This is a genomic window from Bradyrhizobium sp. HKCCYLRH3073 (assembly GCF_051167995.1).
GTDB lineage: Bacteria > Pseudomonadota > Alphaproteobacteria > Rhizobiales > Xanthobacteraceae > Bradyrhizobium.
In genome coordinates, this window is sequence record NZ_JBNPUD010000004.1 from 502,795 (window position 1) to 528,579 (window position 25,785).

At 66.9% G+C, this 25,785-nt stretch carries 22 protein-coding genes; 11 read left to right on the plus strand and 11 right to left on the minus strand.

The genetic code is table 11. The annotated features are described in order from the left end of the window. Positions 1-125: 125 nt before the first annotated feature. Positions 126-1,760 carry a murein transglycosylase A gene (mltA, locus tag ACQR1X_RS13310; RefSeq protein ID WP_434898989.1) on the plus strand — a complete coding sequence of 545 codons (1,635 nt, stop codon included), beginning with the start codon at positions 126-128 and terminating at the stop codon, positions 1,758-1,760. 12 nt (positions 1,761-1,772) lie between these two features. Beyond that, positions 1,773-2,348 (plus strand): Smr/MutS family protein, encoded by a 576-nt coding sequence (locus tag ACQR1X_RS13315; protein ID WP_316183034.1) that lies wholly within the window; start codon positions 1,773-1,775, stop codon positions 2,346-2,348. A gap of 3 nt (positions 2,349-2,351) precedes the next feature. Here ACQR1X_RS13315 and ACQR1X_RS13320 read toward each other — a convergent pair whose 3' ends face one another. The 4 genes from ACQR1X_RS13320 to hslV all read right to left on the minus strand — a co-directional run bounded on the left by ACQR1X_RS13320 (position 2,352) and on the right by hslV (position 6,226). Further along, on the minus strand, positions 2,352-3,473 hold the full coding sequence (locus ACQR1X_RS13320) for a hypothetical protein (protein ID WP_315800873.1): 1,122 nt from the start codon (positions 3,471-3,473) through the stop codon (positions 2,352-2,354). A gap of 234 nt (positions 3,474-3,707) precedes the next feature. Further along, positions 3,708-5,012 carry an ATP-dependent protease ATPase subunit HslU gene (gene hslU, locus ACQR1X_RS13325; protein ID WP_315800872.1) on the minus strand — a complete coding sequence of 435 codons (1,305 nt, stop codon included), beginning with the start codon at positions 5,010-5,012 and terminating at the stop codon, positions 3,708-3,710. A gap of 50 nt (positions 5,013-5,062) precedes the next feature. Further along, positions 5,063-5,662: a DUF2585 domain-containing protein gene (locus tag ACQR1X_RS13330; protein WP_434898990.1), complete on the minus strand. Its 600-nt coding sequence runs from the start codon at positions 5,660-5,662 to the stop codon at positions 5,063-5,065. Positions 5,663-5,665: 3 nt separating this feature from the next. Then, positions 5,666-6,226: an ATP-dependent protease subunit HslV gene (gene hslV, locus ACQR1X_RS13335; protein ID WP_315750519.1), complete on the minus strand. Its 561-nt coding sequence runs from the start codon at positions 6,224-6,226 to the stop codon at positions 5,666-5,668. Between the two features lie 195 nt (positions 6,227-6,421). Here hslV and hisB point away from each other — a divergent pair, with 195 nt between their 5' ends. From hisB to coaA, 7 genes are all read left to right on the plus strand, one after another. Next, on the plus strand, positions 6,422-7,015 hold the full coding sequence (gene hisB, locus ACQR1X_RS13340; protein WP_315800870.1) for an imidazoleglycerol-phosphate dehydratase HisB: 594 nt from the start codon (positions 6,422-6,424) through the stop codon (positions 7,013-7,015). A 27-nt stretch (positions 7,016-7,042) separates the two neighbouring features. Continuing rightward, complete coding sequence (locus ACQR1X_RS13345) at positions 7,043-7,567, plus strand: DUF2628 domain-containing protein (protein ID WP_315800869.1); 525 nt, start codon at positions 7,043-7,045, stop codon at positions 7,565-7,567. Beyond that, a complete protein-coding gene (gene hisH, locus ACQR1X_RS13350; RefSeq protein ID WP_316215433.1) occupies positions 7,564-8,214 on the plus strand; it encodes an imidazole glycerol phosphate synthase subunit HisH in 651 nt (216 codons plus the stop codon). The genes ACQR1X_RS13345 and hisH overlap by 4 nt, the downstream gene beginning before the upstream one ends. A gap of 59 nt (positions 8,215-8,273) precedes the next feature. Then, positions 8,274-9,008, plus strand: coding sequence for a 1-(5-phosphoribosyl)-5-[(5-phosphoribosylamino)methylideneamino]imidazole-4-carboxamide isomerase (gene hisA, locus ACQR1X_RS13355; RefSeq protein ID WP_434898991.1), 735 nt, complete (start codon positions 8,274-8,276; stop codon positions 9,006-9,008). Positions 9,009-9,019: 11 nt separating this feature from the next. Further along, positions 9,020-9,796 (plus strand): imidazole glycerol phosphate synthase subunit HisF, encoded by a 777-nt coding sequence (gene hisF / locus ACQR1X_RS13360; protein ID WP_316183041.1) that lies wholly within the window; start codon positions 9,020-9,022, stop codon positions 9,794-9,796. 77 nt (positions 9,797-9,873) lie between these two features. After that, positions 9,874-10,197, plus strand: a complete 324-nt coding sequence (locus ACQR1X_RS13365) for a phosphoribosyl-ATP diphosphatase (protein ID WP_316183042.1) — start codon at positions 9,874-9,876, stop codon at positions 10,195-10,197. A gap of 32 nt (positions 10,198-10,229) precedes the next feature. Then, positions 10,230-11,186, plus strand: a complete 957-nt coding sequence (coaA, locus tag ACQR1X_RS13370) for a type I pantothenate kinase (protein ID WP_315800864.1) — start codon at positions 10,230-10,232, stop codon at positions 11,184-11,186. A gap of 480 nt (positions 11,187-11,666) precedes the next feature. Here coaA and ACQR1X_RS13375 read toward each other — a convergent pair whose 3' ends face one another. The 3 genes from ACQR1X_RS13375 to ACQR1X_RS13385 all read right to left on the minus strand — a co-directional run bounded on the left by ACQR1X_RS13375 (position 11,667) and on the right by ACQR1X_RS13385 (position 16,151). Beyond that, complete coding sequence (locus ACQR1X_RS13375) at positions 11,667-13,901, minus strand: ATP-binding protein (RefSeq protein ID WP_434898992.1); 2,235 nt, start codon at positions 13,899-13,901, stop codon at positions 11,667-11,669. A gap of 135 nt (positions 13,902-14,036) precedes the next feature. Beyond that, entirely contained in the window at positions 14,037-14,513 is a 477-nt protein-coding gene (locus tag ACQR1X_RS13380) for a hypothetical protein (protein WP_434898993.1), read from the minus strand. 99 nt (positions 14,514-14,612) lie between these two features. Next, positions 14,613-16,151 carry a YifB family Mg chelatase-like AAA ATPase gene (locus ACQR1X_RS13385; RefSeq protein WP_434898994.1) on the minus strand — a complete coding sequence of 513 codons (1,539 nt, stop codon included), beginning with the start codon at positions 16,149-16,151 and terminating at the stop codon, positions 14,613-14,615. 230 nt (positions 16,152-16,381) lie between these two features. Between ACQR1X_RS13385 and ACQR1X_RS13390 the strand changes: the two genes are divergently transcribed. Beyond that, positions 16,382-17,452: a DUF2336 domain-containing protein gene (locus ACQR1X_RS13390; RefSeq protein WP_434898995.1), complete on the plus strand. Its 1,071-nt coding sequence runs from the start codon at positions 16,382-16,384 to the stop codon at positions 17,450-17,452. Positions 17,453-17,471: 19 nt separating this feature from the next. Here the strand turns inward: ACQR1X_RS13390 and ACQR1X_RS13395 are convergent, their stop codons facing one another. The 4 genes from ACQR1X_RS13395 to ACQR1X_RS13410 form a co-directional block, all read right to left on the minus strand. Then, complete coding sequence (locus ACQR1X_RS13395) at positions 17,472-18,260, minus strand: outer membrane lipoprotein carrier protein LolA (RefSeq protein ID WP_409997877.1); 789 nt, start codon at positions 18,258-18,260, stop codon at positions 17,472-17,474. Positions 18,261-18,428: 168 nt separating this feature from the next. Then, entirely contained in the window at positions 18,429-20,906 is a 2,478-nt protein-coding gene (locus ACQR1X_RS13400) for a DNA translocase FtsK (RefSeq protein ID WP_434898996.1), read from the minus strand. A gap of 11 nt (positions 20,907-20,917) precedes the next feature. After that, complete coding sequence (locus tag ACQR1X_RS13405; RefSeq protein ID WP_434838756.1) at positions 20,918-22,132, minus strand: aminotransferase class I/II-fold pyridoxal phosphate-dependent enzyme; 1,215 nt, start codon at positions 22,130-22,132, stop codon at positions 20,918-20,920. 674 nt (positions 22,133-22,806) lie between these two features. Beyond that, positions 22,807-22,995 (minus strand): hypothetical protein, encoded by a 189-nt coding sequence (locus tag ACQR1X_RS13410; RefSeq protein ID WP_315800934.1) that lies wholly within the window; start codon positions 22,993-22,995, stop codon positions 22,807-22,809. On the opposite strand from ACQR1X_RS13410, the gene bamA reads away from it, so the two are divergent. Then, positions 22,946-25,447 (plus strand): outer membrane protein assembly factor BamA, encoded by a 2,502-nt coding sequence (gene bamA, locus ACQR1X_RS13415; RefSeq protein WP_315800857.1) that lies wholly within the window; start codon positions 22,946-22,948, stop codon positions 25,445-25,447. The genes ACQR1X_RS13410 and bamA overlap by 50 nt on opposite strands. Positions 25,448-25,785 lie beyond the last annotated feature (338 nt).

The window sequence follows — 25,785 nt, forward strand, 5'->3', positions numbered from 1 at the left end:
TGCTCCCGTTGTCGACCGGCTGCGTGAGGCGCGTGAAGAGGCGCATCCTCGATTTTTGACACGGATCTTTTCAGCATCCCGTTTTCTCTGAATTTCGCGTTGAGTGGTACTTTGATGGTGCAAGCATGGTTCGCGAAATTTGGAAGCGGGGTTTTACCGCCCGCCGCCTGACCTACTGGACGCCGGCGCTCGCCTTGAGCCTCGCTGCCGTGGCGCTCGCCCCCTATGCAGCCGAGGCGGTTCGCGCGCGCCATCGGGCGGCGACGCCGCCGGTGCGCCACCTGCCCTACCCGCAGCTCGACTGGCCGCTCGAGATCAGCAACAGCCAGTACCTGCCGATGGATTGGACCGACGTGCCCGGCTGGAACGACGACGATCAGCTCGCGGCCTATCGGACGTTCCGCGCCAGCTGCAAGCCGATCGCCGCGAAGACGGATGCAGCGCCGGATGGCAGGGTGGATGGTAAGGCGCTGGGTGATTCGCTGCGCGACCCCTGTCGCGATGCTCGGGCCACCGATCTCGCCGACAATGCTGCGGCAAGGGCTTTTTTCGAACGGCACTTCGAGCCGCTGAGGATCTCCAAGCTCGGCGATGCCGACGGTTTCGTCACCGGCTACTACGAACCCGTCATCGAGGGCTCGCGGACCCAGAATGAGGTCTACAACGTTCCAGTCTATCGTCGGCCCTCCAATTTGTTTGTCCGTGGTTTCAAGCAGGATGCGACGAGTCTGCCCAACAAGGGCCCCGTCTATCGCAAGATCGGACGGCGCAAGCTGGTCCCCTACTACGACCGCGCCGAGATCGAGGACGGTGCCATCGAGGGGCGCGGCCTGGAGATCGCATGGCTCAGGAACCAGACCGACCTGCTGTTTGCCCAGATCCAGGGATCGGCGCGCATCAGTCTCGACGACGGCTCGACCATTCGCATCAACTACGATGCCTATAATGGCCTTCCCTACACACCGGTCGGCCGCATCCTGATCGAGCGCGGCATCATTCCACGCGAGCAGATGTCGATGCAGCGCATCCGCGACTGGATGGAGCAGAATCCGGAAGGTGCCAACGAGCTGCGGCGGATGAACCGCTCCTACATCTTCTTCCGCGAGGTGCAGCTGTCGGAGAAGGACGAGGCGGTCGGCGCGCAGGGCATTCCGCTGACCCCGGGCCGCTCGATCGCGGTCGACAAGTCGCTGCACGTCTATGGCACGCCGTTCTTCATCACCGGCGAGCTGCCGATCGAATCCGAGAAGTCGAAGACGGCGTTCCACCGGCTGATGATCGCGCAGGATACGGGCTCGGCGATCGTCGGACCTGCGCGCGCCGATCTCTATTTCGGCGCCGGCCAGGACGCCGGCAAGGTCTCCGGCCGTCTCAAGCACAGCATCCAGTTCGTGATGCTGGTGCCGAAGAGCCTCGATCCGGTTGCGCGTGGCCGCAAGATGCCGCTGCCGGATGCACGCCCGTCGGAGAAGATCGCAAAACTGTTTCCGCAGGTGCTGCCGAAGGAGGCAGCCAAGGATCAGGTCAAGGATCAGGTCAAGGATCAGGGGCAGGCCAACCAGGCCAACAAAGCCGCCGCCTCTCCGGTCAACGATGCGAAAGCCTCTGCTCCCGCCGCGAGCGCAAGCCCGGCGACCACGGTGGCGCAGAACGTCGTGGCACCACAGCCCGTGCCCCTGCCCGAGGCCCGCCCCCGTATCGAAAGTGATCGCAATATCCGCCGATTGCGTTATGGCAGGCGCCACCGCAACCGCCGATGACAAGCCGTCGCCATGTCTGAAGATCCCGAGCCGCCCCGCGGCCGTCGCAAGCGTGGCCTCTCCGAGGACGAGCGTACGCTGTGGGAGACGGTGGCGCGCCAGGTCAAGCCGCTGCGCAAGACACCGCGTCCGGTGCGGCCGCATCCGCCGATGGTGACGGCCGAGCCGCAGCCGGACAAGCCGATGATGACGCCGCGGCCGGTCGCGCCGGTGGTCGTGCCGAAGCCGGCCCGGCCGGCCATCCCGCCGCTGGTCTCGCTCGGCCGCAAGGAGCGCTCGAAACTGTCGCGCGGCCGCAGCGAGATCGATGCGCGGCTCGATCTGCACGGCATGACCCAGAGCCGGGCGCACCAGGCGCTGCATCATTTCCTGCATCGCGCCCAGCATGACGGGCTCACCTTCGTGCTCGTCATCACCGGCAAGGGTACGATCGGTGCGGATCCCGAACGCGGCGTGCTCCGGCGCCAGGTGCCGCATTGGCTGAGCCTGCCGGAATTCCGCTCGCTGATTGTCGGCTTCGAGGAGGCTCATGTGGGACATGGCGGTGCCGGCGCGCTCTATGTCCGGATCAGGCGCGCCCGGGGCTGAGCGTCAGAACGGCCGGATGATGCCGACGCGCGGGATGGCGGTGACGATCCAGCCCAGGATCGTGGTCGTGCGGTCGCCGGCGTCGATGAGGGCCACAGGCTTTGTGGTGGGCAGCGTCTTCACCGCGTGCAGCATCAGCACCATGCAGACCACCCAGCTCGAGATCCAGCGCGAATAGTCGAACACCATCGCGAACATCACGAGGTAAGCGAGAGTGATGACAACCAGCGCGGCGATGACGATCTGGCGATGGCGCTGCTCTTCCAGCGCGCCAATCAGGTCCCTGAAAGTGCGCCAGAGCGGCGCGTGAAGCCAGAGCAGCAGCGCATAGACGGGCAAGCCGAGCAGGTTCGACGGCAGTCTTGCCCAGGTGTCCTGCACCTCCTTCGTCAGCGGCTGGTACCACACGTAAGCAAACTGCAAGAGTTCGGTGCGTGTCGGATCGGCCATGCGGGTCCGCAGATATGCTGTGAAGTCCGCTTCCGGCAGCGGCATCGTGCCGAGGAATTGCGCCGTCAGGAACAGCGCGCCGAGTCCGATCAGTGCGGCTCCGCCGACGGCCATGTCGAGGCGCGTCGTCCTGCGTGGCAAGTAGTAGCGCAGCACGACGATGGCGGCGATGGTGGGCACGTACATCAGCAGATGGATGTGATGGATCAGCACCAGCACCGCCGAGGTCAGCGCAGCGAGCAGGACGTAGCCGAGCGAGCCCGCCGGCACCAGCATCAGGATGATGGCACCAAGACAGCCATAGACGTCGAAGTGCCCGAGCGTGAACAGGAAGTTCTTGAACACGAACGGCGAGCCAGCGGTGAAGACGAACAGCGGGAGCTGTGCGCTGTTCAATCCGAATGTTCGGCGGAATAGCTGGACGAACAATCCGAACGTGATCAGCCAGACGAGGCCTGCCAACGCGAACACCAGCCACACCGGCACCTTCGTCGTGAACAACCCGACGATGGCCCCGATCAGCGCGCGCTTGATGAAGCCGTGGTGATAGTCGACAAGCAGGTGGATGTAGGGAATGTAGGGCGGCAGCGTGAGCTTGTGCAGGAACACGCCGAGCATGACCGCGGCGTTGACGGCGAGCATCGTGCGCCAGTGCCGGCTGTAGGCGGCCGTCATGCGATGTCCGAGCGGTGAGAGATGGAGGCAAGCTCGCCGCCACACCCACCGCTGTCGTCCCGGCCTTGAGCCGGGACCCGTAACCACCGCTGTACGTGATGAGGCAGGGCTGGAGCCGCCATCTTGAGTGACAATCAGCTTCGGTGGTTATGGGTCCCCGCCTTCGCGGGGACGACAGCGGAGGGTGACGCTACGCCTGTGCGAAAGAGCGCAGAGGCTGAAGGGCGACGCCTCTTACAAAATGAACCGGCTGAGATCCGTGTTCTTGGCGAGGTCGCCGATGTGTTGCTGCACATAGGCGGCGTCGACACGCATCGTCTCGCCGCCGCGGTCGGAGGCGTTGAAGGAGATCTCGTCCAGCACGCGTTCCATCACCGTCTGCAGCCGGCGCGCGCCGATGTTCTCGACCGTGGAATTCACCGCAACCGCGATGTCGGCGAGCGCGTCGATCGCATCGTCGGTGATGTCGAGCGTCACGCCCTCGGTCTGCATCAGCGCGACATATTGCTTGATCAGCGATGCCTCCGGCTCGGTCAGGATGCGGCGCATGTCGTCGCGGGTCAGCGCCTGCAGCTCGACCCGGATCGGCAATCGTCCCTGCAGCTCCGGCAAGAGGTCCGAGGGCTTGGCGATGTGGAACGCGCCCGAGGCAATGAACAGGACGTGATCGGTCTTGACCGCGCCATGCTTGGTCGAGACCGTCGTGCCCTCGATCAGCGGCAGCAGGTCGCGCTGCACGCCCTCGCGCGAGACGTCGCCGCCGGCGCGGTTCTCGCGCACGCAGATCTTGTCGATCTCGTCGAGGAACACGATGCCGTTGTTCTCGACCACGCCGATCGCCTCCTGCACCAGCTGGTCGCTGTCGAGCAGCTTGTCGGATTCCTCCGCGATCAGGATGTCGTGCGAGGCCTCGACCGTCACGCGCCGCGTCTTGGTTCGGCCGCCGAGCTTGCCGAAGATGTCGCCGATCGAGATCGCACCCATCTGCGCGCCCGGCATGCCTGGGATTTCGAACATCGGCATGCCGCCGCCCGAGGACTGCGTCTCGATTTCGATTTCCTTGTCGTTCAGTTCGCCGGCGCGCAGCTTGCGGCGGAACGAGTCGCGCGTCGCAGCACTCGCATTGGCGCCAACCAGCGCATCCAGCACGCGCTCCTCGGCGGCGAGCTGGGCGCGGGCGGCGACGTCCTTGCGCTTGCGCTCGCGCACCTGGACGATGGCGACCTCGACGAGGTCGCGGATGATCTGCTCGACGTCGCGGCCGACATAGCCGACCTCGGTGAACTTGGTCGCCTCGACCTTGAGGAACGGCGCGCCCGCGAGCTTGGCCAGCCGCCGCGCGATCTCGGTCTTGCCGACGCCGGTCGGGCCGATCATCAGGATGTTCTTCGGCAGCACCTCCTCGCGCAGGCCGGCATCGAGCTGCAGCCGGCGCCAGCGGTTGCGCAGGGCGATGGAGACGGCGCGCTTGGCGTCGGCCTGGCCGACGATGTAGCGGTCGAGTTCGGAGACGATTTCGCGGGGGGAAAAGTCGGTCATGGGCTCTAGCTAGGGTCGGACGGGGATGAGGGCAAGCCGGATTTCCGTCGTCACAGGAGCGGCGGCCCGGCCTGCCACTGCCGGATCGCCTCGGTTGGATGGATCAGCATCAGGATGTTCAGGGTCAGGTTGTCACGGATGTGCAGGCCGACCCCGATCTCGAACGCGATTGCGATCACGACGGTCAGCCAGACCGGCAGCACCCGCGCCAGCAGGAAGCCGGTCATCATCGCCAAGGTGTCGCCGATGGAGTTCACGATGCTGTCGCCGAAATAGTCCAGCGAGATCGTGGCGGCGCGATAGCGCTCGATGATGAAGCTGGAGTTCTCGACCAGCTCCCAGGCGCCCTCGATCAGCATCGCGATGATCAGCCGCCCCTGCCACGGCAGAAACGGCAGAACCAGCGCGGTCAGCGCATAGAACAGGAAGCCGTGAATGACATGGGAGAACGTGTACCAGTCGGTGAGATGCTGGGAGTTCTCCGAGCTCTGCACCACGCCGTGCCACAGCTTCACGGTGCCGCAGGCGCAGATCGGCAGCCGGCCCATCGCGAACAACAGTGCGGCCTGCAGCACCAGCAGACCGAGCGCCAGGATGAGCCAGGGTCCGGACCAAGGCCGGGACGGGGCGCCGATCTCGTCCGCGGTCATCGTCTACTCGGCCGACAGCGCTTCGATGGTGATGTTGCGGTTGGTGTAGACGCAGATGTCGGCGGCGATGTCGAGCGAGCGGCGCACGATGCTCTCGGCGTCCTTGTCGGTGTCGATCAGCGCCCGCGCGGCCGCCAGCGCATAGTTGCCGCCGGAGCCGATCGCCATCACGCCGGCCTCCGGTTCCAGGACGTCGCCCGTCCCGGTCAGCACCAGCGAGACCTCCTTGTCGGCCACGATCATCATCGCCTCCAGCCGCCGCAGGTAGCGGTCGGTGCGCCAGTCCTTGGCGAGCTCGACCGCGGCCCGGGTCAGCTGCCCCGGATATTGCTCCAGCTTGCTCTCCAGCCGCTCGAACAGGGTGAACGCGTCGGCCGTGGCGCCGGCGAAGCCGCCGATGACGTCGCCCTTGCCGAGCTTGCGCACCTTGCGGGCGTTGGACTTGATCACGGTCTGGCCGATCGAGACTTGGCCGTCGCCGCCGATCACCACCCTGCCCCCCTTGCGGACGGTCAGGATCGTGGTGCCGTGCCAGACGGTGGGCTCGTTCGAAGATGCGTGCATGGGGGATCCCTGGTTGATGCCCTGATTTAGGGGCTGAGGCGTCGGGATACAATTACCGGGTCCCTGCCCTGCCCTGCCAGGCCTTGAAATCCGCTCACCATGGCCCGAGATCAGGCGTCCGGGGCGTCATCCCGCAGTAGCTAAGGTGTCATCCGCCTGATAAAAGGGCCGCGTTTTCAAGGGAAAGCTGACCCCATGCGTAGCGCGACCATCAGGCGCAAGACCAAAGAGACCGAGATCGAGGTGTCCGTGAACCTCGACGGCACCGGCGTGGTTGATATCGCGACCGGGATCGGCTTCTTCGATCACATGCTGGATCTGCTTGCCCGGCATTCCCGCATCGACATGACCGTCAAGGCGGTCGGCGACCTGCATATCGATTTCCACCACACCACCGAGGATGTCGGCATCGCCCTCGGCCAGGCCGTGCGTCAGGCGCTCGGCGACATGGCCGGCATCACCCGCTACGCCTCGATCCACATGCCGATGGACGAGACGCTGACGCGCGTCGTGATCGACGTGTCGGGCCGGCCGATGCTGGTGTTCCGCACGACCTTCGCGCGCGACAAGATCGGCGAGTTCGACACCGAGCTGGTGCGCGAGTGGTTCAACGCCTTTGCCATGAACGCCGGCATCACGCTGCATGTCGAGACGCTGTACGGCGAGAACGCCCATCATATCGCCGAATCCTGCTTCAAGGGTCTGGCCAGGGCGCTGCGAACCGCGCTCGCGATCGACCCGCGCAACAAGGGCGAAGTGCCATCCACCAAGGGTCAGCTCGGCGGCTGACCTCCCTCCTCCCAAGGGAATTTCGACATGCCCGTTTATACGGTTCACGCTCCCCTCGCCGCCGGAGCCGATCTGCGCTCGACCGATCGCTTCGTCTTCATCCGCGACGGCTTCCATTTCTGGGCCGCCGTGCTCGGCGCCGTCTGGCTGGCCTGGCATCGCCTCTGGCTTGCGATGCTGGTCTGGGCCCTGCTGATGATCGCGCTCGACGTCGTCCTGGTACGCGTCGGCGTCAGCGGCGCCGCGATTGCCGGAATCGATCTGTTGCTTGCGATCCTGCTCGGGCTCGAAGCCTCGAGCCTGAAGCGCTGGAGCTATTCGCGCGGCAATTGGCGCCAGCTCGACGTCGTCGTGGCCGACGATCTCGATGCCGCCGAGCGCCGCTTCTTCGAGCGCTGGGCCGCCCGGCGCAGCGATCTCGGCTACAGCAACTACACCGTCGATCGCGGCGCACCGCCGCCCTCGCGTGACAATGGCAATGGGCAGCACCCGCCGCCGCTGCCGCATGCCAGCATCATTGGCTTGTTCCCAGAACCCGGAGGTGGACGATGAGTGTCGCGATCATCGATTACGGCTCCGGCAATCTGCATTCCGCCGCCAAGGCGTTCGAGCGCGCCGCGCGCGGCATGGCGGATCCGCAGAAGGTCGTGGTGACGCGCGATCCGGACACGGTGTATCGCGCCGACCGCATCGTGCTGCCCGGCGTCGGCGCCTTCGCCGACTGCCGCCGCGGACTCGACTCCGTCGATGGCATGCTGGAGGCGATGACCGAGGCCGTGCGCCACAAGGCGCGGCCGTTCTTCGGCATCTGCGTCGGCATGCAGCTGATGGCGACGCGCGGCAAGGAGCATGTCACCACCGACGGCTTCGACTGGGTCTCCGGCGACGTCGAGAAGATCACGCCTCGCGACGAGAGCCTGAAGATCCCGCACATGGGATGGAACACGCTCGATGTGCTGCAAGAGCATCCGGTGCTGGAGCGGCTGCCGCTCGGGCCGAAGGGCCTGCACGCCTACTTTGTGCACTCCTATCACTTGAATGCCGTCAACGAGAACGACGTGCTGGCGCGCGCGGACTACGGCGGTCCGGTCACCGCGATCGTCGGCAAGGACACCGCGATCGGCACGCAATTCCATCCCGAGAAGAGCCAGCGTTTCGGTCTCGCCCTCATTTCCAACTTCCTGAAGTGGAAGCCGTGAGCGCAGCGCGCCTGTCCGTCCAGGAGGCGGGCAGGGCGCTTGCCTGAAAGACAGCTCCGATGATCCTTTTTCCTGCCATCGATCTGAAGAACGGCCAGTGCGTGCGCCTGGAGCAGGGCGACATGGCCCGCGCCACCGTGTTCAATCTCGATCCCGCTGCGCAAGCCAAGAGCTTCGCCGACCAGGGCTTCGACTATCTCCACGTCGTCGATCTCGACGGCGCCTTCGCCGGTAAGCCGATGAATGCGCACGCCGTGGAAGCGATGTTGAAAGTCGTCAACATGCCGGTGCAGCTCGGCGGCGGCATCCGCGATCTCAAGACGGTGGAGGCCTGGCTCAGCAAAGGCATCACCCGTGTCATCATCGGCACCGCGGCGGTGCGCGATCCCGAGCTGGTGAAGACCGCAGCCAAGGCCTTCCCCGGCCGCGTCGCCGTCGGACTCGATGCCCGCGACGGCAAGGTCGCCGTCGAGGGCTGGGCCGAGACCTCCGAGGTCACGGCGCTCGACATCGCCAGGCGTTTCGAGGACGCCGGCGTCGCCGCGATCATCTTCACCGACATCGCGCGCGACGGCCTGCTCAAGGGCCTCAATCTCGAGGCCACGATCGCGCTCGGTGATGCCATCTCGATCCCCGTGATTGCCTCCGGCGGCCTGGCCTCGATCGAGGACGTCAAGGCGATGCTGGCACCACGGGCGAAAAAGCTCGAAGGCGCCATCGCTGGCCGCGCGCTCTATGACGGCCGCCTCGATCCCGCGGAAGCACTGGCGCTGATCCGCGCGGCGCGTGCGTAGGAGAAAACAGGATGTTCAAGGTCCGCGTCATTCCCTGCCTCGACGTCAAGGACGGACGGGTGGTCAAGGGCGTCAACTTCGTCAATCTGCGCGACGCCGGCGATCCGGTGGAGGCGGCGATCGCCTATGACGCCGCCGGCGCCGACGAGCTCTGCTTCCTCGACATCACCGCCACCCATGAGAACCGCGGCATCATGCTGGACGTCGTCCGGCGCACGGCGGAGGCCTGCTTCATGCCGGTCACGGTCGGCGGCGGCGTGCGCACCATCGACGACATCAAGACCCTGCTGCGTTCCGGCGCCGACAAGGTCTCGATCAATTCGGCCGCGGTGAGCAGGCGCGAATTCGTCAAGGAGGCGGCCGAGAAGTTCGGCGAGCAGTGCATCGTGGTCGCGATCGACGCCAAGTCCGTGTCGCGGCCTGGCGGCGGAAGCCGCTGGGAGATCTTCACCCATGGCGGCCGCAAATCGACCGGCATCGATGCGCTGGAATATGCCCAGGAGGTGGTATCGCTGGGGGCAGGGGAGATCCTGCTGACCTCGATGGACCGCGACGGCACCCGCCAGGGCTTCGACCTGCCGCTGACCCGGGCGGTCGCCGACAGCGTCCCGGTGCCGGTGATCGCCTCCGGCGGTGTCGGCAACCTCGATCATCTGGTGGACGGCATCCGCGAGGGCCGCGCGACCGCGGTGCTGGCCGCGTCGATCTTCCATTTCGGGGAATTTACCATCCGGCAGGCCAAGGAGCACATGGTGCGCCAGGGCCTGCCGATGCGGCTCGATCCCTGACGACATTGCGTCGCAAAAATGTTAGATGAACGCTGGTCCGGCCGCCGTGGTCGGGCAGGCGTTCCGAGTACCGGCTGATGTCCCGCTTCACGCTTCACGATCTCGCTGCCATCATCGACGCGCGCGCCGCGGCGGGCGGCGAGGCGTCCTATACGCGCAAGCTGCTCGACAAGGGGCCGCCGCAATGCGCCAAGAAGATGGGCGAGGAGGCGGTCGAGACCGTCATTGCCGCTGTTGGCACCGACCGCGAGCATCTGATCTCCGAAAGCGCCGATCTGCTGTTTCATCTGTTGGTGTTGTTGAAGTCGCGTGACGTCCGGCTCGAGGAGGTCGAGGCGGCGCTCGGCAAGCGCACCGGTCAATCGGGACTGGAAGAAAAGGCGTCGCGCAAGACGGAGTAGGGCGCGACGGCGGGGAAACGAAGGGCAGCGTCATGGATATGCGCACCACCGAACAACAATATAATCCGTACCGCGTTTTTACCCGCGAACAATGGGCCGAGTTGCGCAACGACACGCCGATGACCTTGGAGCCCGGCGAGTTCTCCAAGCTGCGGTCGATGCACGATCGTCTCGACCTTCAGGAGGTCGAGGACATCTACCTCCCGCTATCGCGACTGCTGTCGATGTATGTCGACGCGGCGCAGCGGCTGTACTACGCGCAGCGTCAGTTCCTCGGCATCCGCGACCGCAAGATGCCCTACATCATCGGCGTCGCCGGCTCGGTGGCGGTCGGCAAGTCGACCACTGCGCGCGTGCTGCAGGCGTTGCTGACCCGCTGGTCGCCGCGGCCCAAGGTCGATCTCATCACCACCGACGGCTTCCTGTATCCGAACGCGGTGCTGGAGCGGCAGGGCCTGATGCAGAAGAAGGGCTTTCCGGAAAGCTATGACCTGCCGCGGCTGCTCGGCTTTCTGTCCGACATCAAGGCCGGCCGCCATCCGGTGCGCGCGCCGGTGTATTCCCATCTGAGCTACGACATCGTCCCCAATCAGTGGACCGAGATCGACCAGCCGGACATCCTCATCGTCGAAGGCGTCAACGTGCTGCAGACCGGTCCGCTGCCGCGCGACGGCAAGGCCGTGCCGGTCGTCTCCGACTTCTTCGACTTCTCGGTCTATATCGATGCCGACGAGGCGATCCTGCGCAAATGGTACGTCAAGCGCTTCCTGTCGCTGCGCGACACGGCGTTCCATGATCCCAGGTCCTACTTCAACCGCTACGCGCTGCTGTCGGACGAGGAGGCCATCGCCACCGCGATCGCGATCTGGGAGCGCACCAACCTGGCCAATCTCGAGGACAATATCCTCCCGACACGGCCGCGCGCGACCCTGATCCTGAAGAAGGGCGCGGATCACGAGATCGAGACGGTGGCGCTGAGGCGGCTGTAAGCGGAGCCGCCGAGGCCGGCCCGGCGCGCTGATGAGTGAGTGAGATCGCCCGCCTACGATGATGGAAGCTCTCGCGGCTTGCGAGATGCTTACCTCGCCCCGCTTGCGGGGAGAGGTCGGATTGCATCGCCAGATGCAATCCGGGTGAGGGGGTACAGGTCTCACCATTCGCACTACTCGTGCAGCTGCCCCTCACCCCAGCCCTCTCCCCGTAAGAACTAGGGCTATCGCATATGGTGAAAGAGGCTGGGGCGCGCAGTCTTTTCGCGACCATCCTTCGAGACGCCCGCCTTCGGCGGGCTCCTCAGGATGAGGGCCTTCTCCGCCGCAAAGCTATTGATCCTCATGGTGAGGAGCGTCGCTCTCGCGACGCGTCTCGAACCATGAGGCCATGAAAGGTCCGCCCAGGAAAGCCATATGCGATCGCCCTGCCGTAAGAACGGGGAGAGGCAGCGCACCGTCGGTGCCGCAACTAACGACTTACGCGGCCACCTGCCGGGCCGCCGCCAGATTCGCCAGCGCCTCGTCGAGCTTGTCGCGATCGATCGGCTTGACCAGGAACCCATCCATGCCGGCCTCGAAGCAGGCGTAGCGGTCCTCGACCAGCGCGTTGGCCGTCAGCGCCAGAATCGGCGTGCGCCCGCCGGGCTCGCTGGCCTCGATGGCGCGGATGCGCCTGGCGGCAGCGATGCCGTCGAGCTTCGGCATCTGCACATCCATCAGGATCAGATCGTACGGCGCGCCGGCCGAGCGCGCCGCGAGCCAGGAGTCGAGCGCCGCTTCGCCATGCACGGCGATGTCGGCGTGATGGCCGAGCTTGGTCAGCAGCGAGCGCATCAGGAGCGCGTTGATGTCGTTGTCCTCGGCGACGAGGATCGACAGGCCCGCGCCGGCCTGAGCCGCGATCGGCGGCGCGATCGTCGGGACCGGATCGTCGGCGAGGACCGTGCCGTCGGTATCGAAGCTCACGCGCGCGGCGAGCGAGGCGGCGCGCAGCGGCTTGACGAGATAGCCGTGAAACGGCGCCGCCGGTGCCAGCTCGTGGCGGCTCGCCGGCGTCACCAGCACGATCAGCCGTGTCGTATGGTGGTGCGCGACCCGGCCCAGACGCAGCGATTCATCGCTGCCGATGGCGTCGTCGACCAGCACGGCATGCCAGGCGCGTTCGGGCAGCAGGGCTCGCGCGACCTCGGCCTCGGCGACCAGGCAGGTCTGCGCGCCCCAGTTCTGCAGGCGCCGCTCGATCAGCTCGGCCTGCAGCCCGGCCGGCGCGACCAGCATGATCGACTGTCCGGCGAGGTCGGGGCCGCGGAAGCTGTTCTGCTCGCCGCGCTCCAGCGCCGGCGGCAGCGGCACCGCCACCTCGAAGGTCGAGCCGGCGCCGAGCTGGCTTTGCAGCGAAATGCGCCCGCCCATGCGCTTGACGATCCGGTCAGAGATCGCAAGGCCGAGCCCGGTGCCGCCGAAGCTGCGCGCCACGCTGTCGTCGGCCTGCTCGAATTCGCGGAAGATGCGGTCCTGCGCGTCGGCTGCGATGCCAATGCCGGTGTCGCGCACCTGGAAGCTGATCTCGTTCGGCCAGATGCCGGGCTCGGCGATCAGGGCAACGCCGCCCGTCGCGGTGAACTTGATGGCGTTGCCGGCGAGGTTGAGCAGCACTTGGCGCAGCCGCGCGGCGTCGCCCGTTACCCAGGTCGGCAGGCGCTCGTCGAGATAGGCCGCGATCTCCAGCTGCTTGGCCTGCGCGCGCGGCGCCAGCAGCTCGGTGATCTCCTCGATCAGCGCTGCCAGCGAGAACGGCTGCGCCTCGAGCGCCAGCTTGCCGGCCTCGATCTTCGAATAGTCGAGCAGCTCGTCGATCAGCGACATCAGCGCTTCACCCGAGGTGCGGACCGCCTTGGCGTAGGTCGTCTGCTCCGGCGTGAGCTGCGTGTCGAGCAACAGGCCGCTCATGCCGAGGATGCCGTTCAGCGGCGTGCGGATCTCGTGGCTGGCCATCGCCAGGAAGCGTGACTTGGCGCGGTTCGCGGCGTTGGCCTGGTCGCGCGCCTCCGCCAGCGCGCGCTCGGTTTCGGTGCGGTCGGTGACGTCGCGGCCGACACATTGCAGCAGGGCGGGCTGGCCGGCGTCGGAACGCACGAGCGCCTCGCGCCACGCGATCCAGCGCGGTCCGATCGCGCTCTCGATGCGCTGGTCGTGGACGCGCGTGCCGTTCGGCTCCAGCGCGCTGTCGCCCTGCTCGATCAGCTGGAAGGTGAACGCGCTGCCGAGCAGATTGTCGCGGTCGAGACCCGCCATCCGGCAATAGGCGTCGTTGACGAAGACGATGGTGCCGTCGCGGGCGCGCATGACGATGAGATCGCCCTGCTGCTCGAACAGATTGCGGGCGCGCTGCTCGGCTTCCTGCAGCTCCCAGTTCCGGTCGGCCAGCACCTCGTTGTGGAGCGCAATCTTGTGCAGCTTCCTGGCGACGAAGCGCAGCCGCATGCTGAGCGTGGCCAGGCCGACGCAGGCGAGCGCGAACAGGAAGCTGGCGCCGATCGCGAAGGCGTGCGGATTGTAGCCGGAGTTCGGGGAGATGCTGGCCTTGATGAAGCCGTAGGCGCCGCCGAAGCCGGCGGAGAAGATCATCAGCGAGCGCAGAATCGCGAAGATGGTGCGGTGACGGCGTATGAACCGGCGCAGGCGCAGCCTGACGTGAAAAATCGGTCCCATCTCGATCACCCCCAGCTTCCGATCCCAATGTCCTCGCCGACCCGCACCATGCGGCGTCGGTATTGCTGAGACTTTGAAAGGTCATGCCCACGCCAGCCGGCGGTGCAGAGATGGTGAACCGGGGGTTAGCCCGAGTCACAGAACCGGATTGGCCGGCGATGAGGAATGATTGCGGGCCGCGACGATCAGTGCGGCAGCGTCCCCGGCCGTCATGTGGCTGGAGCGGACGTAGATGCGATAGTCGGCGCGGCCATCGGCATCATCGCGGGCGAGATAGATCCGCTGCGAACCCGCAAGGCGATCAGCCGCGATCGCGACGACCTGGGTGGCGGCCGTGATGCCGCAACCCCGATCCTCTTCCACGGGCGCATCGTCGACCACGACGACATCGGCCGCCTCCGGACTGTCCGCCAGGGCCACGCGCACCGTGGCGAGCGCGGGATCGTCGGTGAAGTCGACATGCAGATCGGCGTGGAACGGCGCCGAGCCGAGCGAGGCGCTGTCGGCGCCGACGGCAATGCAGGGCTGCGGGGAGGGTGCCAATTCGACCTTGGCAATGACCACGGCCGCGATCAGCGGCACGGCCGAAACGATGACCTTGAAACGCAACATGATACGCACCGACGCGGCAGGCCTGAGGACGAAACGCGGGCCTTATGGTTGTCGGAGCGTAAAGAGAAGTCGTTACCAGAGTGTTGAAGGGGCGGGCAGTCACGCCGCGTGACGATTGTCCTCCGCCAGCGCGCGATACGACAGCGCCTCGGCCAGATGCAGCCGGCCGATCGCCTCGGCGTGGTCGAGATCGGCGAGCGTCCGCGCCACGCGCAGCACGCGGTGATAGCCGCGCGCCGACAGCCGCATCGTCTCGGCGGCCTCGCGCAAGAGCTTCTGGCCGGGGGCGTCGAGCCTGGCGACCTCGTCGAGCACGGCGGCGGGCGCCTCGGCGTTGGTGCGGATATGCGGTAGGCCGGCCTTGGCATAGCGGGCGCGCTGCAGGTCGCGCGCGGCGGCGACGCGGGCGGCGACCTCGGCCGAGCCTTCCTTCGACGGCGGCAGGATCAGGTCGGCGGCGGTGACGGCGGGGACCTCGATGCGCAGATCGATGCGGTCCATCAGCGGGCCGGAGATGCGCGTCTGGTAGTCGGCCGTGCAGCGGTCGATGCGGCCGCGCTTGCAGGCGTAGCCGGGCTCGAAGGCGTTGCCGCAGCGGCACGGATTCATCGCGGCGACCAGCATGAAGCGGGCAGGGTAGGTGACGCGGTGGTTGGCGCGCGAGATCGAGACCTCGCCATTCTCCAGCGGCTGGCGCAGCGAATCCAGCACGCGCGGATCGAATTCCGGCAGCTCGTCGAGGAACAGCACGCCCTGATGCGCCAGCGAGATCTCGCCGGGCCGGGCGCGCAGGCCGCCGCCGGTCAGCGCCGCCATGCTGGCGGAATGATGCGGGCTGCGGAACGGCCGCCGGTTGGTCAGCGCGCCGCCCTCGATCTCGCCGGCGACCGAGGCGATCATCGACACTTCCAAGAGCTCGGCCGGCGACAGCGGCGGCAGGATCGACGGCAGCCGCGCCGCCAGCATCGACTTGCCGGCGCCGGGCGAGCCGATCATCAGCAGATGATGCCCGCCGGCGGCGGCGATCTCGAGCGCGCGCTTGCCGCTCTCCTGGCCCTTGATGTCGCGCAGGTCGAGCAGGCTCGCGGGCGCCTCCTGGATTTTCGGCTGCGGCCGCGACAGCACCTGCGTGCCCTTGAAGTGGTTGGCGATCTGGATCAGCGAGCTCGCCGCGATGATCTGCAAATCGGGGCTCGCCCACGCCGCCTCGGCGCCGCAGGCTGCCGGGCAGATCAGGCCTTCCTCGCGGCCATTGGCGCCGATCGCGGCCGGCAGCACGCCCGCCACGGGCGCGATCGAGCCGTCGAGGCCGAGCTCGCCGAGCACGGTGAAGCCGCTGAGCGCATCCGGCGGAATGGCGCCGATCGCGGCCATCAGGCCGAGCGCGATCGGCAGGTCGTAATGGCTGCCTTCCTTCGGCACGTCGGCCGGCGCCAGGTTCACGGTGATCCGCCGCGCCGGCAGCGCCAGGCCGGAGGCGATCAGCGCCGAGCGCACCCGCTCGCGCGCCTCCGACACCGCCTTGTCCGGCAGGCCGACGATCGCGAAGGCCGGCAGTCCGGGTGCGACCTGGACCTGCACGTCGACCGCGCGGGCCTCGATCCCCTCAAAGGCGACGGTGGAAACGCGCTGGACCATGATGCCCCTCCCGTCTGGGACGCTAGCGGAAGCAGGCATTGTTCGCAAGAACAATACGGGAACATTGTCGTTGCCGCGCTCTGCTGCAATCCATTAACGACAGCCGCGTGAGGTTGCAGCTCCGGCCGCTGGGCTTAACGCGCCTTTAGTCCGGCCTTCGCATTCTTCCGCAATTGATGATCGACCCGCGCCTCCGTCACGGCCGAGAGGCGCCCAACGAGGGACGTGTGATGCCTCCAGCGCCCGCGGCAGCTCCAACCGCCAAGACGCCCGCCGGTGATGCGCGGACGGTGTCCGAGCTCGCCACCGACATGCTGCGCCGGACCACCAGCCTGTTCCTGGCCGGTCCGCGGCCGGCGTCCGCCGAGCAGCTCGATCTCTACGACCAGATGTTCGCCAGGCTGATGCCGCAGGTCGCGACCGAGCTGCTGGCCGAGCTGAGCATGGCGCTCGCCGGCGTCGAACGCGCGCCTTACGCGACGGCGCGGATGCTCGCCGTTCATCCCGAATTGCGCGTCGCCGGGCCGATGCTGGCCAAGGCGGCGGTGCTGACCGAGCGCGACCTCGCCGAGTTCATCCGCACCGGCAGCCCGGCGCATCTGGCCGCGATCGCCAGCCGCAGGGGCATCGGCGACGCCCTCACGACGCAGCTGATCGCGCGCGGCTTTCCGGCGGTGCGCATGGCGCTGGCGCAGAACCTCACGTCAAAGCTGTCCGAGGACGGCTATCGCAGCCTGTTCAAGATCGCCGAGCGCGACGAGGATCTCGCCGAGAAGCTCGCGCTGCGCACCGACCTGCCGGCCAAGCTGTCGCGCGCCTTCGTCGCCGCGGCCAGCGAGGGCGCCCGCGCCCGCTTCATCAAGGCCGCACCGCCGGCGACCCGCGCCACCCTGCAGGCGACGCCGACCCGCTCGCCCGGTGCGGCGATGCGCGCGATCTGGGACTATCAGCAGGTCAAGGCTGAGGTCGCCGCCCTCAGCCGCACCGGCAAGCTCGGCGACTCCGCCGTCAACCGCTTCTGTGCCACCGGCGATTTCCCTGCCGTGATCGCGGCGCTGGCGCTGCTCTGCGTCGTCACCATCGAGACGATCGAGACGCTGCTGGAGGAGGATCGCCTCACGGATCTGCTGCTGGCCTGCAAGGCGGCACGGCTGAGCTGGGCGACGACGTCGATGATCCTGCGCGAGCGGCCCGGCTGCGACGCGCTTCCAGCCGATGACCTCGAGGAGGCGCGCAAGCGCTTCGAGAAGCTTGCGCTGTCCGAAGCGCAGTGGAAGGTGCGCGGGCTCGAATCGCGCTGAGCGAGCGCGGGAAGCGGCGTCAGCCCGGCGGGGTCGACGGGTAGGCCGTGAAGTCGATCTTGAACATCGCCGGGTCGAGCTTCTTGGTCGTATCGAGATTGTAGACGGCAATCGTGGTGTCGTAGCCCTGCGGATCGGTCACGGTCCACTGCTTGAGCTGGCCGTCCTTGGCGCCGAGCATCAGCATCAGCCGGCTGGTGCCGATCAGGGCCTGCTTCTCCTCGATCGTGATCGTGACGTAGAGGTCGTCGGCGGCGACCGCGATCACGTTGGTGTCCTTCAACAGGTCGATGCGGTCGGACAAGAGGTAGCGCAGCGGCGTCTGCGACAGCGGATAGACGTCCTGGGTGGCGAGCTTGCGGTCGCGCACCACCAGCGAGGAGCCGTCGGCGATGATGTCGATCGGGGTCGGCGGGTCATATTCGAAGCGGACCTTGCCGGGCTTCTGGATGTAGAAATCACCCTTGGTCTTGCTGCCGTCCGGGCCGACCTGAACGAAATTCCCGACCAGCGTCTGCAGCGACGACAGATAGGCGCTGACCTTGGCCGCCTGCGCCTTCTGGTTGGCGTCGAACGAGGTGAAGATGCTGGCCGGCACGTTGCGCCGGGGATCGGGAATGACCGGATTGGGCGGGGCCGTCTGCGTGGTCGAGGGGCTCTGGCCGGCCCGCTGCTGGTCGGAGGCGCTGAGCTGGGAGCCGCTCTTCGGGCCTGATTTCGGAGCCGGCGTGCCTTGCGCGGCGGCGTGACCGGACGCTCCGGCGATGGAGCATGTCGTCACGGCGCAGGCGACCAGCCAGGCGCCGATCCGGCGCCCGCGCCAAGCTGCGTGATACGAAAACGTGCTGTTCAACAAGGAGCTTTTCAAAACGACGTCCTGAGGTTTTACGCGTTCTATCCCGGTTCGGCCGGGCAGCGTGATCGTAATCGCGTGAAGATCGGGCACCGAAGCGGCGTTTCTGCGGCCATCGGGCCGTCAGAACCCGCCTTCCTCCTCGGGCACCAGGATCTCGCGCTTGCCGGCGTGGTTGGCCTGGCCGACGATGCCTTCCTGTTCCATCCGCTCCATCAGCGAAGCGGCCTTGTTATAGCCGATCTGCAGCCGGCGTTGAATGTAGCTGGTGGAGGCCTTGCGGTCGCGCTTCACCACGGCAACCGCCTGGGAAAACAGATCGTCGCCGCCGCCACCGCCACCCATGCCGGTGGCGTCGAACACGGCGCCATCCTCCTCGCTCGGCTCCTCGGCGGTGACCGCCTCGAGATATTCCGGCGAGCCCTGGGCCTTGAGATGCTTGACCACCTTCTCGACCTCCTCGTCGGAGCAGAACGGGCCGTGCACGCGGCTGATGCGGCCGCCGCCGGCCATGTAGAGCATGTCGCCCTGGCCGAGCAGCTGCTCGGCGCCCATCTCGCCGAGAATGGTGCGGCTGTCGATCTTGGACGTCACCTGGAAGGAGATGCGGGTCGGGAAGTTGGCCTTGATGGTGCCGGTGATGACGTCGACCGACGGACGCTGCGTCGCCAGGATGACGTGCAGGCCGGCGGCGCGCGCCATCTGGGCGAGGCGCTGCACCGTGCCCTCGATGTCCTTGCCGGCGACCATCATCAGGTCGGCCATCTCGTCGACGATGATGACGATGTAGGGCAGGGGATCGAGGTCGAGCTTCTCTTCCTCGTAGATCGCCTTGCCGCTCTCCTTGTCGAAGCCGGTATGGACGGTGCGGGTCAGCTCCTCGCCCTTGGCGCGGGCTTCGCCGAGACGGGCGTTGTAGCCGTCGATGTTGCGCACGCCGAGCTTGGCCATCTTCTTGTAGCGCTCCTCCATCTCGCGCACGGCCCATTTCAGCGCGACCACGGCCTTCTTCGGGTCGGTCACGACGGGCGTGAGGAGATGCGGGATGCCGTCATAGACGGAAAGCTCGAGCATCTTCGGGTCGACCATGATGAGGCGGCACTGATCGGGGCGCAGCCGATACACCAGGCTCAGGATCATGGTGTTGATCGCGACCGACTTGCCCGAGCCGGTGGTGCCGGCGATCAGCATGTGCGGGGTGCGGGCGAGATCGATGATGATGGATTCGCCGCCGATGTTCTTGCCGAGGCACAGCGGCAGCTTGGCGACGCTCTCGGTCGCCTCCTTGGCCACCAGCAGCTCGCGCAGGTACACCTTCTCGCGATGCACGTTGGGCAGCTCGATGCCGATGGCGTTGCGGCCGGGCACGACGGCGACGCGCGCCGACAGCGCGCTCATCGAGCGGGCGATGTCGTCGGCCAGGCCGATCACGCGCGACGACTTGATGCCGGGCGCGGGCTCCAGCTCGTACAGCGTGACGACCGGGCCGGGATGCGCCTTGACGATCTCGCCGCGCACCCCGAAATCCTGCAGCACGCCTTCCAGCGCGCGCGAATTGGCCTCCAGCTCGCTCTTCGACAGCGGCTGGCGGTCGGAGGATTTCGGCGCCGCCAGCATCGAGACCGAGGGCAGATCGTATTTGTCGTTGGACTTTTTCGCAGGAGTCTTCGGCGCCGGCTTCTTGCGCGACTTCGGAGCGGGCTCCTCCTCCTCTTCTTCGTCCTCGCCCTCCTCGGTTTCTTCCTCGTCGCCGCCGTCCTCATCCATTTCGGGCGCGAGCGTCGGCTTGCCCTGGCCGCGGCCGAGGCTCGGCTCCTGCCGGCCTGCGGCGGCGGCGCGCGGCTGCGGACCTGACGACACCAGCGCGCGGTAGGCCGTGCTGAGGAACCAGACGACCTGCGCCTTGGCGCTCATGATGGCGTGGAACACCCAGCCGAGCCGGATCGCCTTGCGGTCGTCATCGTCCTCAGGGTCGGCCAGCGGCGTGTCGTCGTCCTCCTCCGCGAGCAGGCTCGGATCGGCTTCCTTTGCGCCCATGCCGCCGGCCACCAGCAGGCAGCCGATCATCGCCACCAGAAGAAGGGCGCCGAGCACCAGCCGATAGATCACGCCGGGCGGTCCGAACACCACGGCCGGTGCGCGCACCAGGGCATCGCCGACGACACCGCCGAGACCGGTCGGCAGCGGCCAGGCATGCGAGCGTGGCCAGCAGCTGGCAAAGCCGGCGGCGATGACGGCGCCGAGAATCCAGGCGCCGAAGCGCAGCGCCTCGCGGTCGAACGGCCGGTGCGTCATCATCCGCCAGCCGCGGATCGAAAGCGGCAGGATCGCCATGATCGAGCCGAGACCGAGGATCTGCATCAGCAGATCGGCGCTGATCGCGCCGGGATAGCCGACGATGTTGCGGATCGCGCGCGAGGTGGCGTGGCTCAGGCTGGGGTCCCGCACCGACCACGTCATCAGCGCCGCCGCGGCCACGCCGCACAGCGCGATCAGGCAGAGGCCCGCGAGCTCGCGCAGCCGCCGCACCAGCGCGTCGCGCAGCGACGTCGGCAGGTGGTTGACCAGGGGAATGACTCGTTCGATCGCCGGCATCTGCATCAGCCCCGCGATTATCCCAGGACCTCGACCAGCCGGTGCAACGCCTCACCGGTGGATTCGGCATCGGCCACCAGCGCCAGCCTGATGTAGCCGAGGCCCGGATTGAAGCCGTCGGCCTGCGGCCGCGCCAGGTAGCTGCCGGGCACCACGCGCACGCCGGCGTCGCGATACAGCCGCAACGTCACCTCCTCGTCGCCGCCGCGCTCAGTGACGTCGAGCCAGACGCAGAAGCCGCCATCGGGCCGCCTGTAGCCATAGCGGTTGCCGATGATCTGGTCGGCGAGATCGAACTTGGCGCGGTACAGCCGCCGGTTCTCCTCGACATGGGCCTCGTCGGCATAGGCGGCGACCGCCACGTGCTGCAGCGGCACCGGCACCTGCGGCGCCGCGACATTGCGCAGCTCGTGAAAGCCCGCGAGGAATCGGCGGTCGCCGGCGGCGAAGCCGATCCGCATGCCCGGCACGTTGGAGCGCTTCGACAGTGACTGGAACGCGACCACATTGGTGTAGTCGGGCCCGGCATGCTCCAGCATGCTGCCGGGCGCCGCCTTCGTGTAGATCTCCGAATAGCATTCGTCGCTGAAGATCAGGAAGCCGTAGGCGTTGGCGAGCCGGACCAGCTTGCGCATATAGTCCGCTGATGCCACCGAGCCCTGCGGGTTGGCCGGCGTCGCAAGGTAGAACGCGATCGTGCGCGACAGCGTCGCCTCGTCGATCGCATCGAGGTCCGGCAGAAAGCCGTTCTCGCGCGTCGTCGGCAGATAGATGGAGTCGCAGCCGGCGGTGCGCGCGCCGACGCCATACACCGGATAGAACGGGTTCGGCATCAGGATCGCGGGCTTGCCGCGGCGCGGGCCGACGTGGCGGAGCGCGGCATGGGCGGCGAAGAACAGGCCCTCGCGGCTGCCGTTGAGGACCAGGATCTCGTGCTCGGGATCAACAGCGCGCGGCAGCGCGAATCGGCGCGACAGCCAGCCGGCGGCCGCCTTGCGGAACGGCTCGATGCCCTTGGCCGCGGGGTAGCGGCCGAACTCGGCGATGTGCTGGGCCAGCACCGGCCCGACGAAGCCCGGCACCGGATGCTGCGGCTCACCGACGGCGAGCGTGATCATCGGCTTGCCCGGCTTGTAGGGGGCGAGCAGCTCGTTCAGCCGCGCAAACGGCGAGCGTTCGCTCTCCGAATGGCTGGCGCCAGCGGGCGCGGGGGATGAAGCGGTCATTGCCATACGTAAAACGCGCGCCAAACCAGTGGAAGCCGCCGATCGCCCATGAACCGGTGCCTTTAGCGGTCACCATAGGTGGGGCGAGGTTAAGACGCGATTAACCATCGGCGCTGCCGCCCGTTTTGATCGGTTTTCCTGCCCCGATCCAGAGGCAATTTCGCAACAGCGGCGGACATTGTGGTGATTCGGGTGGGGCGGCGGGAACCGTAGGAGGGCAAGGCGACCGCCGAAGGCGGCGGCCTGCACACCGCCGCGCCGCGCATTCACGCTCAGACCGTGGGCATGGCGCTGCCGCGACCTCGGATGGAGCCGCGGCACTACCGCGCCTCTGCCCATCCTACGGGCCATCGGCTCGCGCGCGAGGGAAAAAGGGGCGGCCCGGTGCGCCGGAATATCAATGGGAATCTACGCGCACCGGGCCTTGGCCGAACTACTTGGGGGCTTAGTTCGGATGACGATCAATTAGCACCCTCGTTTTTCCCTCGTATTGCCAATTTCCGAAGATTTGTAGAATTTGATTTCGGAAGCCACCGAATGCGGCGCGGCCGGGCCGATTGCTTAACGGAGATGTCCGTCTCAGCCGTGGCTTTCCGGTCGCAGCGCGGGCGACGCACTTATTATCTGCTCATGCCCTCTGCCGCTCGGTTGGCCCGAGAATCTTGTCTGACCGGAAACACTCAGTCACATCCAGCATCATCAGACATTTCACGAAACGAGATCGGCGCATCGCGACCATCTTTGACGGGCATCAGCGATTCCGGTGGCGTGCCGACGAACGTCTGCGCGCCGAGGACTCTGACTTTCGAAAGAGCGTCGATGATGCGTCTGAGACTGCTGGGCGTGCTTGCCCTGATGCTGCTGGCCATGCCCGTTTCCTCGCTGCCCCGCATGGCCGCGGCGGCACCCGCCGTCGCCAGCGCGATCACCGTCGAGGGTAACAGGCGCGTCGAATCCGACACCATCCGCTCCTACTTTAAGCCGGGTCCCGCCGGCACGCTCGATGCCGGCCAGGTCGACGACGGCCTCAAGGCCCTGGTCCAGACCGGCCTGTTCGCCGACGTGAAGATCGACCGGCAGGGCGGCCGGCTGATCGTGCGCGTGGTCGAGAATCCCGTGATCGGCCGCGTCGCCTTCGAGGGCAACAAGAAGGTCAAGGACGAGCAGCTCACGGCGGAAGTGCAGTCGAAGCCGCGTGGCACGCTGTCCCGTCCGATGGTTCAGTCGGACGCGCAGCGGATCGCCGAGATCTACCGCCGCTCCGGCCGCTACGACGTCCGCGTCACGCCCGAGATCATCGAGCAGCCCAACAACCGCGTCGACCTCGTCTTCACGATCGAAGAGGGCGTCAAGACCGGTGTGAAATCGATCAGCTTCGTCGGCAACAACGCCTATTCCGCCGCGCGCCTGCGCGACGTGATCAAGACCCACCAGACGAACTGGCTCAGCTTCCTCGGCAACAACGACGTCTACGACCCCGATCGCGTCGAGGCCGATCGCGACCTGATCCGCCGCTTCTATCTGAAGAACGGCTATGCGGACGTTCAGGTCGTCGCGGCGCTCAGCGAATATGACCCGGACCAGAAGGGGTTCCTGGTCACGTTCCAGATCGAGGAGGGCCAGCAATACCGCGTCAGCTCGGTGCAGTTCCAGTCGAGCGTCGCGGCGCTCGACGCCAACACGCTGCGCGGCTATTCGCGCGTCAATGTCGGCGCGCTCTACAACGTCGAGCAGCTCGAGAAGTCGGTCGAGGAGATGCAGATCGAGGCCTCGCGTCGCGGCTTTGCCTTTGCCGTCGTGCGTCCGCGCGGCGACCGCAATCTGGAAGCGCATACGGTCGCGATCGTGTTCCAGGTCGACGAGGGCCCGCGCACCTATATCGAGCGCATCACCATCCGCGGCAACACCCGCACCCGCGACTACGTGATCCGGCGCGAGTTCGATCTGTCCGAGGGCGACGCCTACAACCGCGCGCTGGTCGATCGCGCCGAGCGCCGGCTGAAGAACCTGGATTTCTTCAAGGACGTGAAGATCACCGCAGAGCCGGGCTCGTCGAGCGACCGCGTCATCCTCGTGGTCAATCTGGAGGAAAAGTCGACCGGCGATTTCTCGATCTCGGGCGGCTATTCCACCACCGACGGCGCCCTGGCCGAGGTCTCGATCTCCGAGCGCAATTTCCTCGGCCGCGGCCTGTACGCCAAGGCGGCGGTCACCTACGGACAATATACCCGCGGCGTGTCGCTGTCCTTTGTCGAGCCCTATCTGCTGGACTACCGCGTGGCGCTCGGGCTGGACGTCTCCTATCGTCAGCAGCTCGCCAACAGCTATACGAGCTACGGCACGCGCACGATCGGCTTCAGCCCGCGGCTCGGCTTCCAGCTGCGCGAGGACCTGTCGCTGCAGCTGCGCTACTCGCTGTACCGGCAGGAGATCACGCTGCCGTCCTATCTGGCGAACTGCAACAACAACAACGCCAACGGCCTGCTCGCCTTCAATCCGACCCCGGCCTATATCCAGAGCGTGCTCGGCGGCGTCGATCCGACCAACGCGACCAGCTCCGGCGTCTATGGCTATGGCTGCTACGGCGACGGCGAATCCAGCCTGGCGGTGCGCAAGGAGCTGAATGACGGCGCCGCGCTGACCTCGGCGCTCGGCTACACTCTTACCTACAACACGCTCGACAACACCAAGAACCCGACCGACGGCCTGCTGATCGACTGGCGGCAGGATTTCGCCGGCGTCGGCGGCAATGTCAGCTATCTGAAGTCGGCGGTGGACGCGAAATATTACACCCCGCTGGTCGCCGATATCGTCAGCGTCATCCATCTGCAGGGCGGCATGCTGAACAAGATCGGCGACAAGGACCTGCGCATGCTCGACCACTACCAGATGGGCCCGACGCTGGTGCGCGGCTTCGCGTCCAACGGCATCGGGCCGCGCGACATCACCTATCGCAGCCTCGGCGCCACCGGCGATTCGCTGGGCGGCACCAAATATTGGGGCGCCTCCGCCGAGCTGCAGATGCCGTTCTGGTTCCTGCCCAAGGAAGTCGGCCTCAAGGGCGCCGTCTATGCCGACGCCGGCTCGCTGTGGGGCTATCAGGGCCCGACCTCCTGGGCCGCCACCGGCGAGGTCAATTCGGCCGCCTGCAAATGCGGCATGCTGTATGACGACAGCAAGGTCGTGCGCTCCTCCGTCGGCGTCGGCCTGATCTGGGCCTCCCCGTTCGGCCCGCTCCGCTTCGACTACGCGGTGCCGCTGTCCAAGGGCAAATACGACGTCACCCAGGAATTCCGGTTCGGCGGCGGCACGTCGTTCTGAGGGCGGGTGCAGATTGCCTGATCGATCCTTGAGCGTTTGAACCTCGCCCGCCAATTCCAACCGCGGTGCGCACCCCTCCCCCTTGCGGGGAGGGGTCGGGGGTGGGGGGTCCACGAATTCCGCTGCCGATGAGAGTCGATGCCCATGTCTTGATAGCGACGGGCCAGCCGTTTTGCTGATCGTACGACGCGCGCCACTGGATTCATCGCCCTGACCGACCGGGTTGATCCCTGACATTTTGGACCGGGCTGACTCCTGACAGTATTCGATCACTGCTGTTTTGTCTCCGCCGTTTCCTGCGCGACGCGGAGCCGCGCACGCGGCGGAGCAAAGCGCAG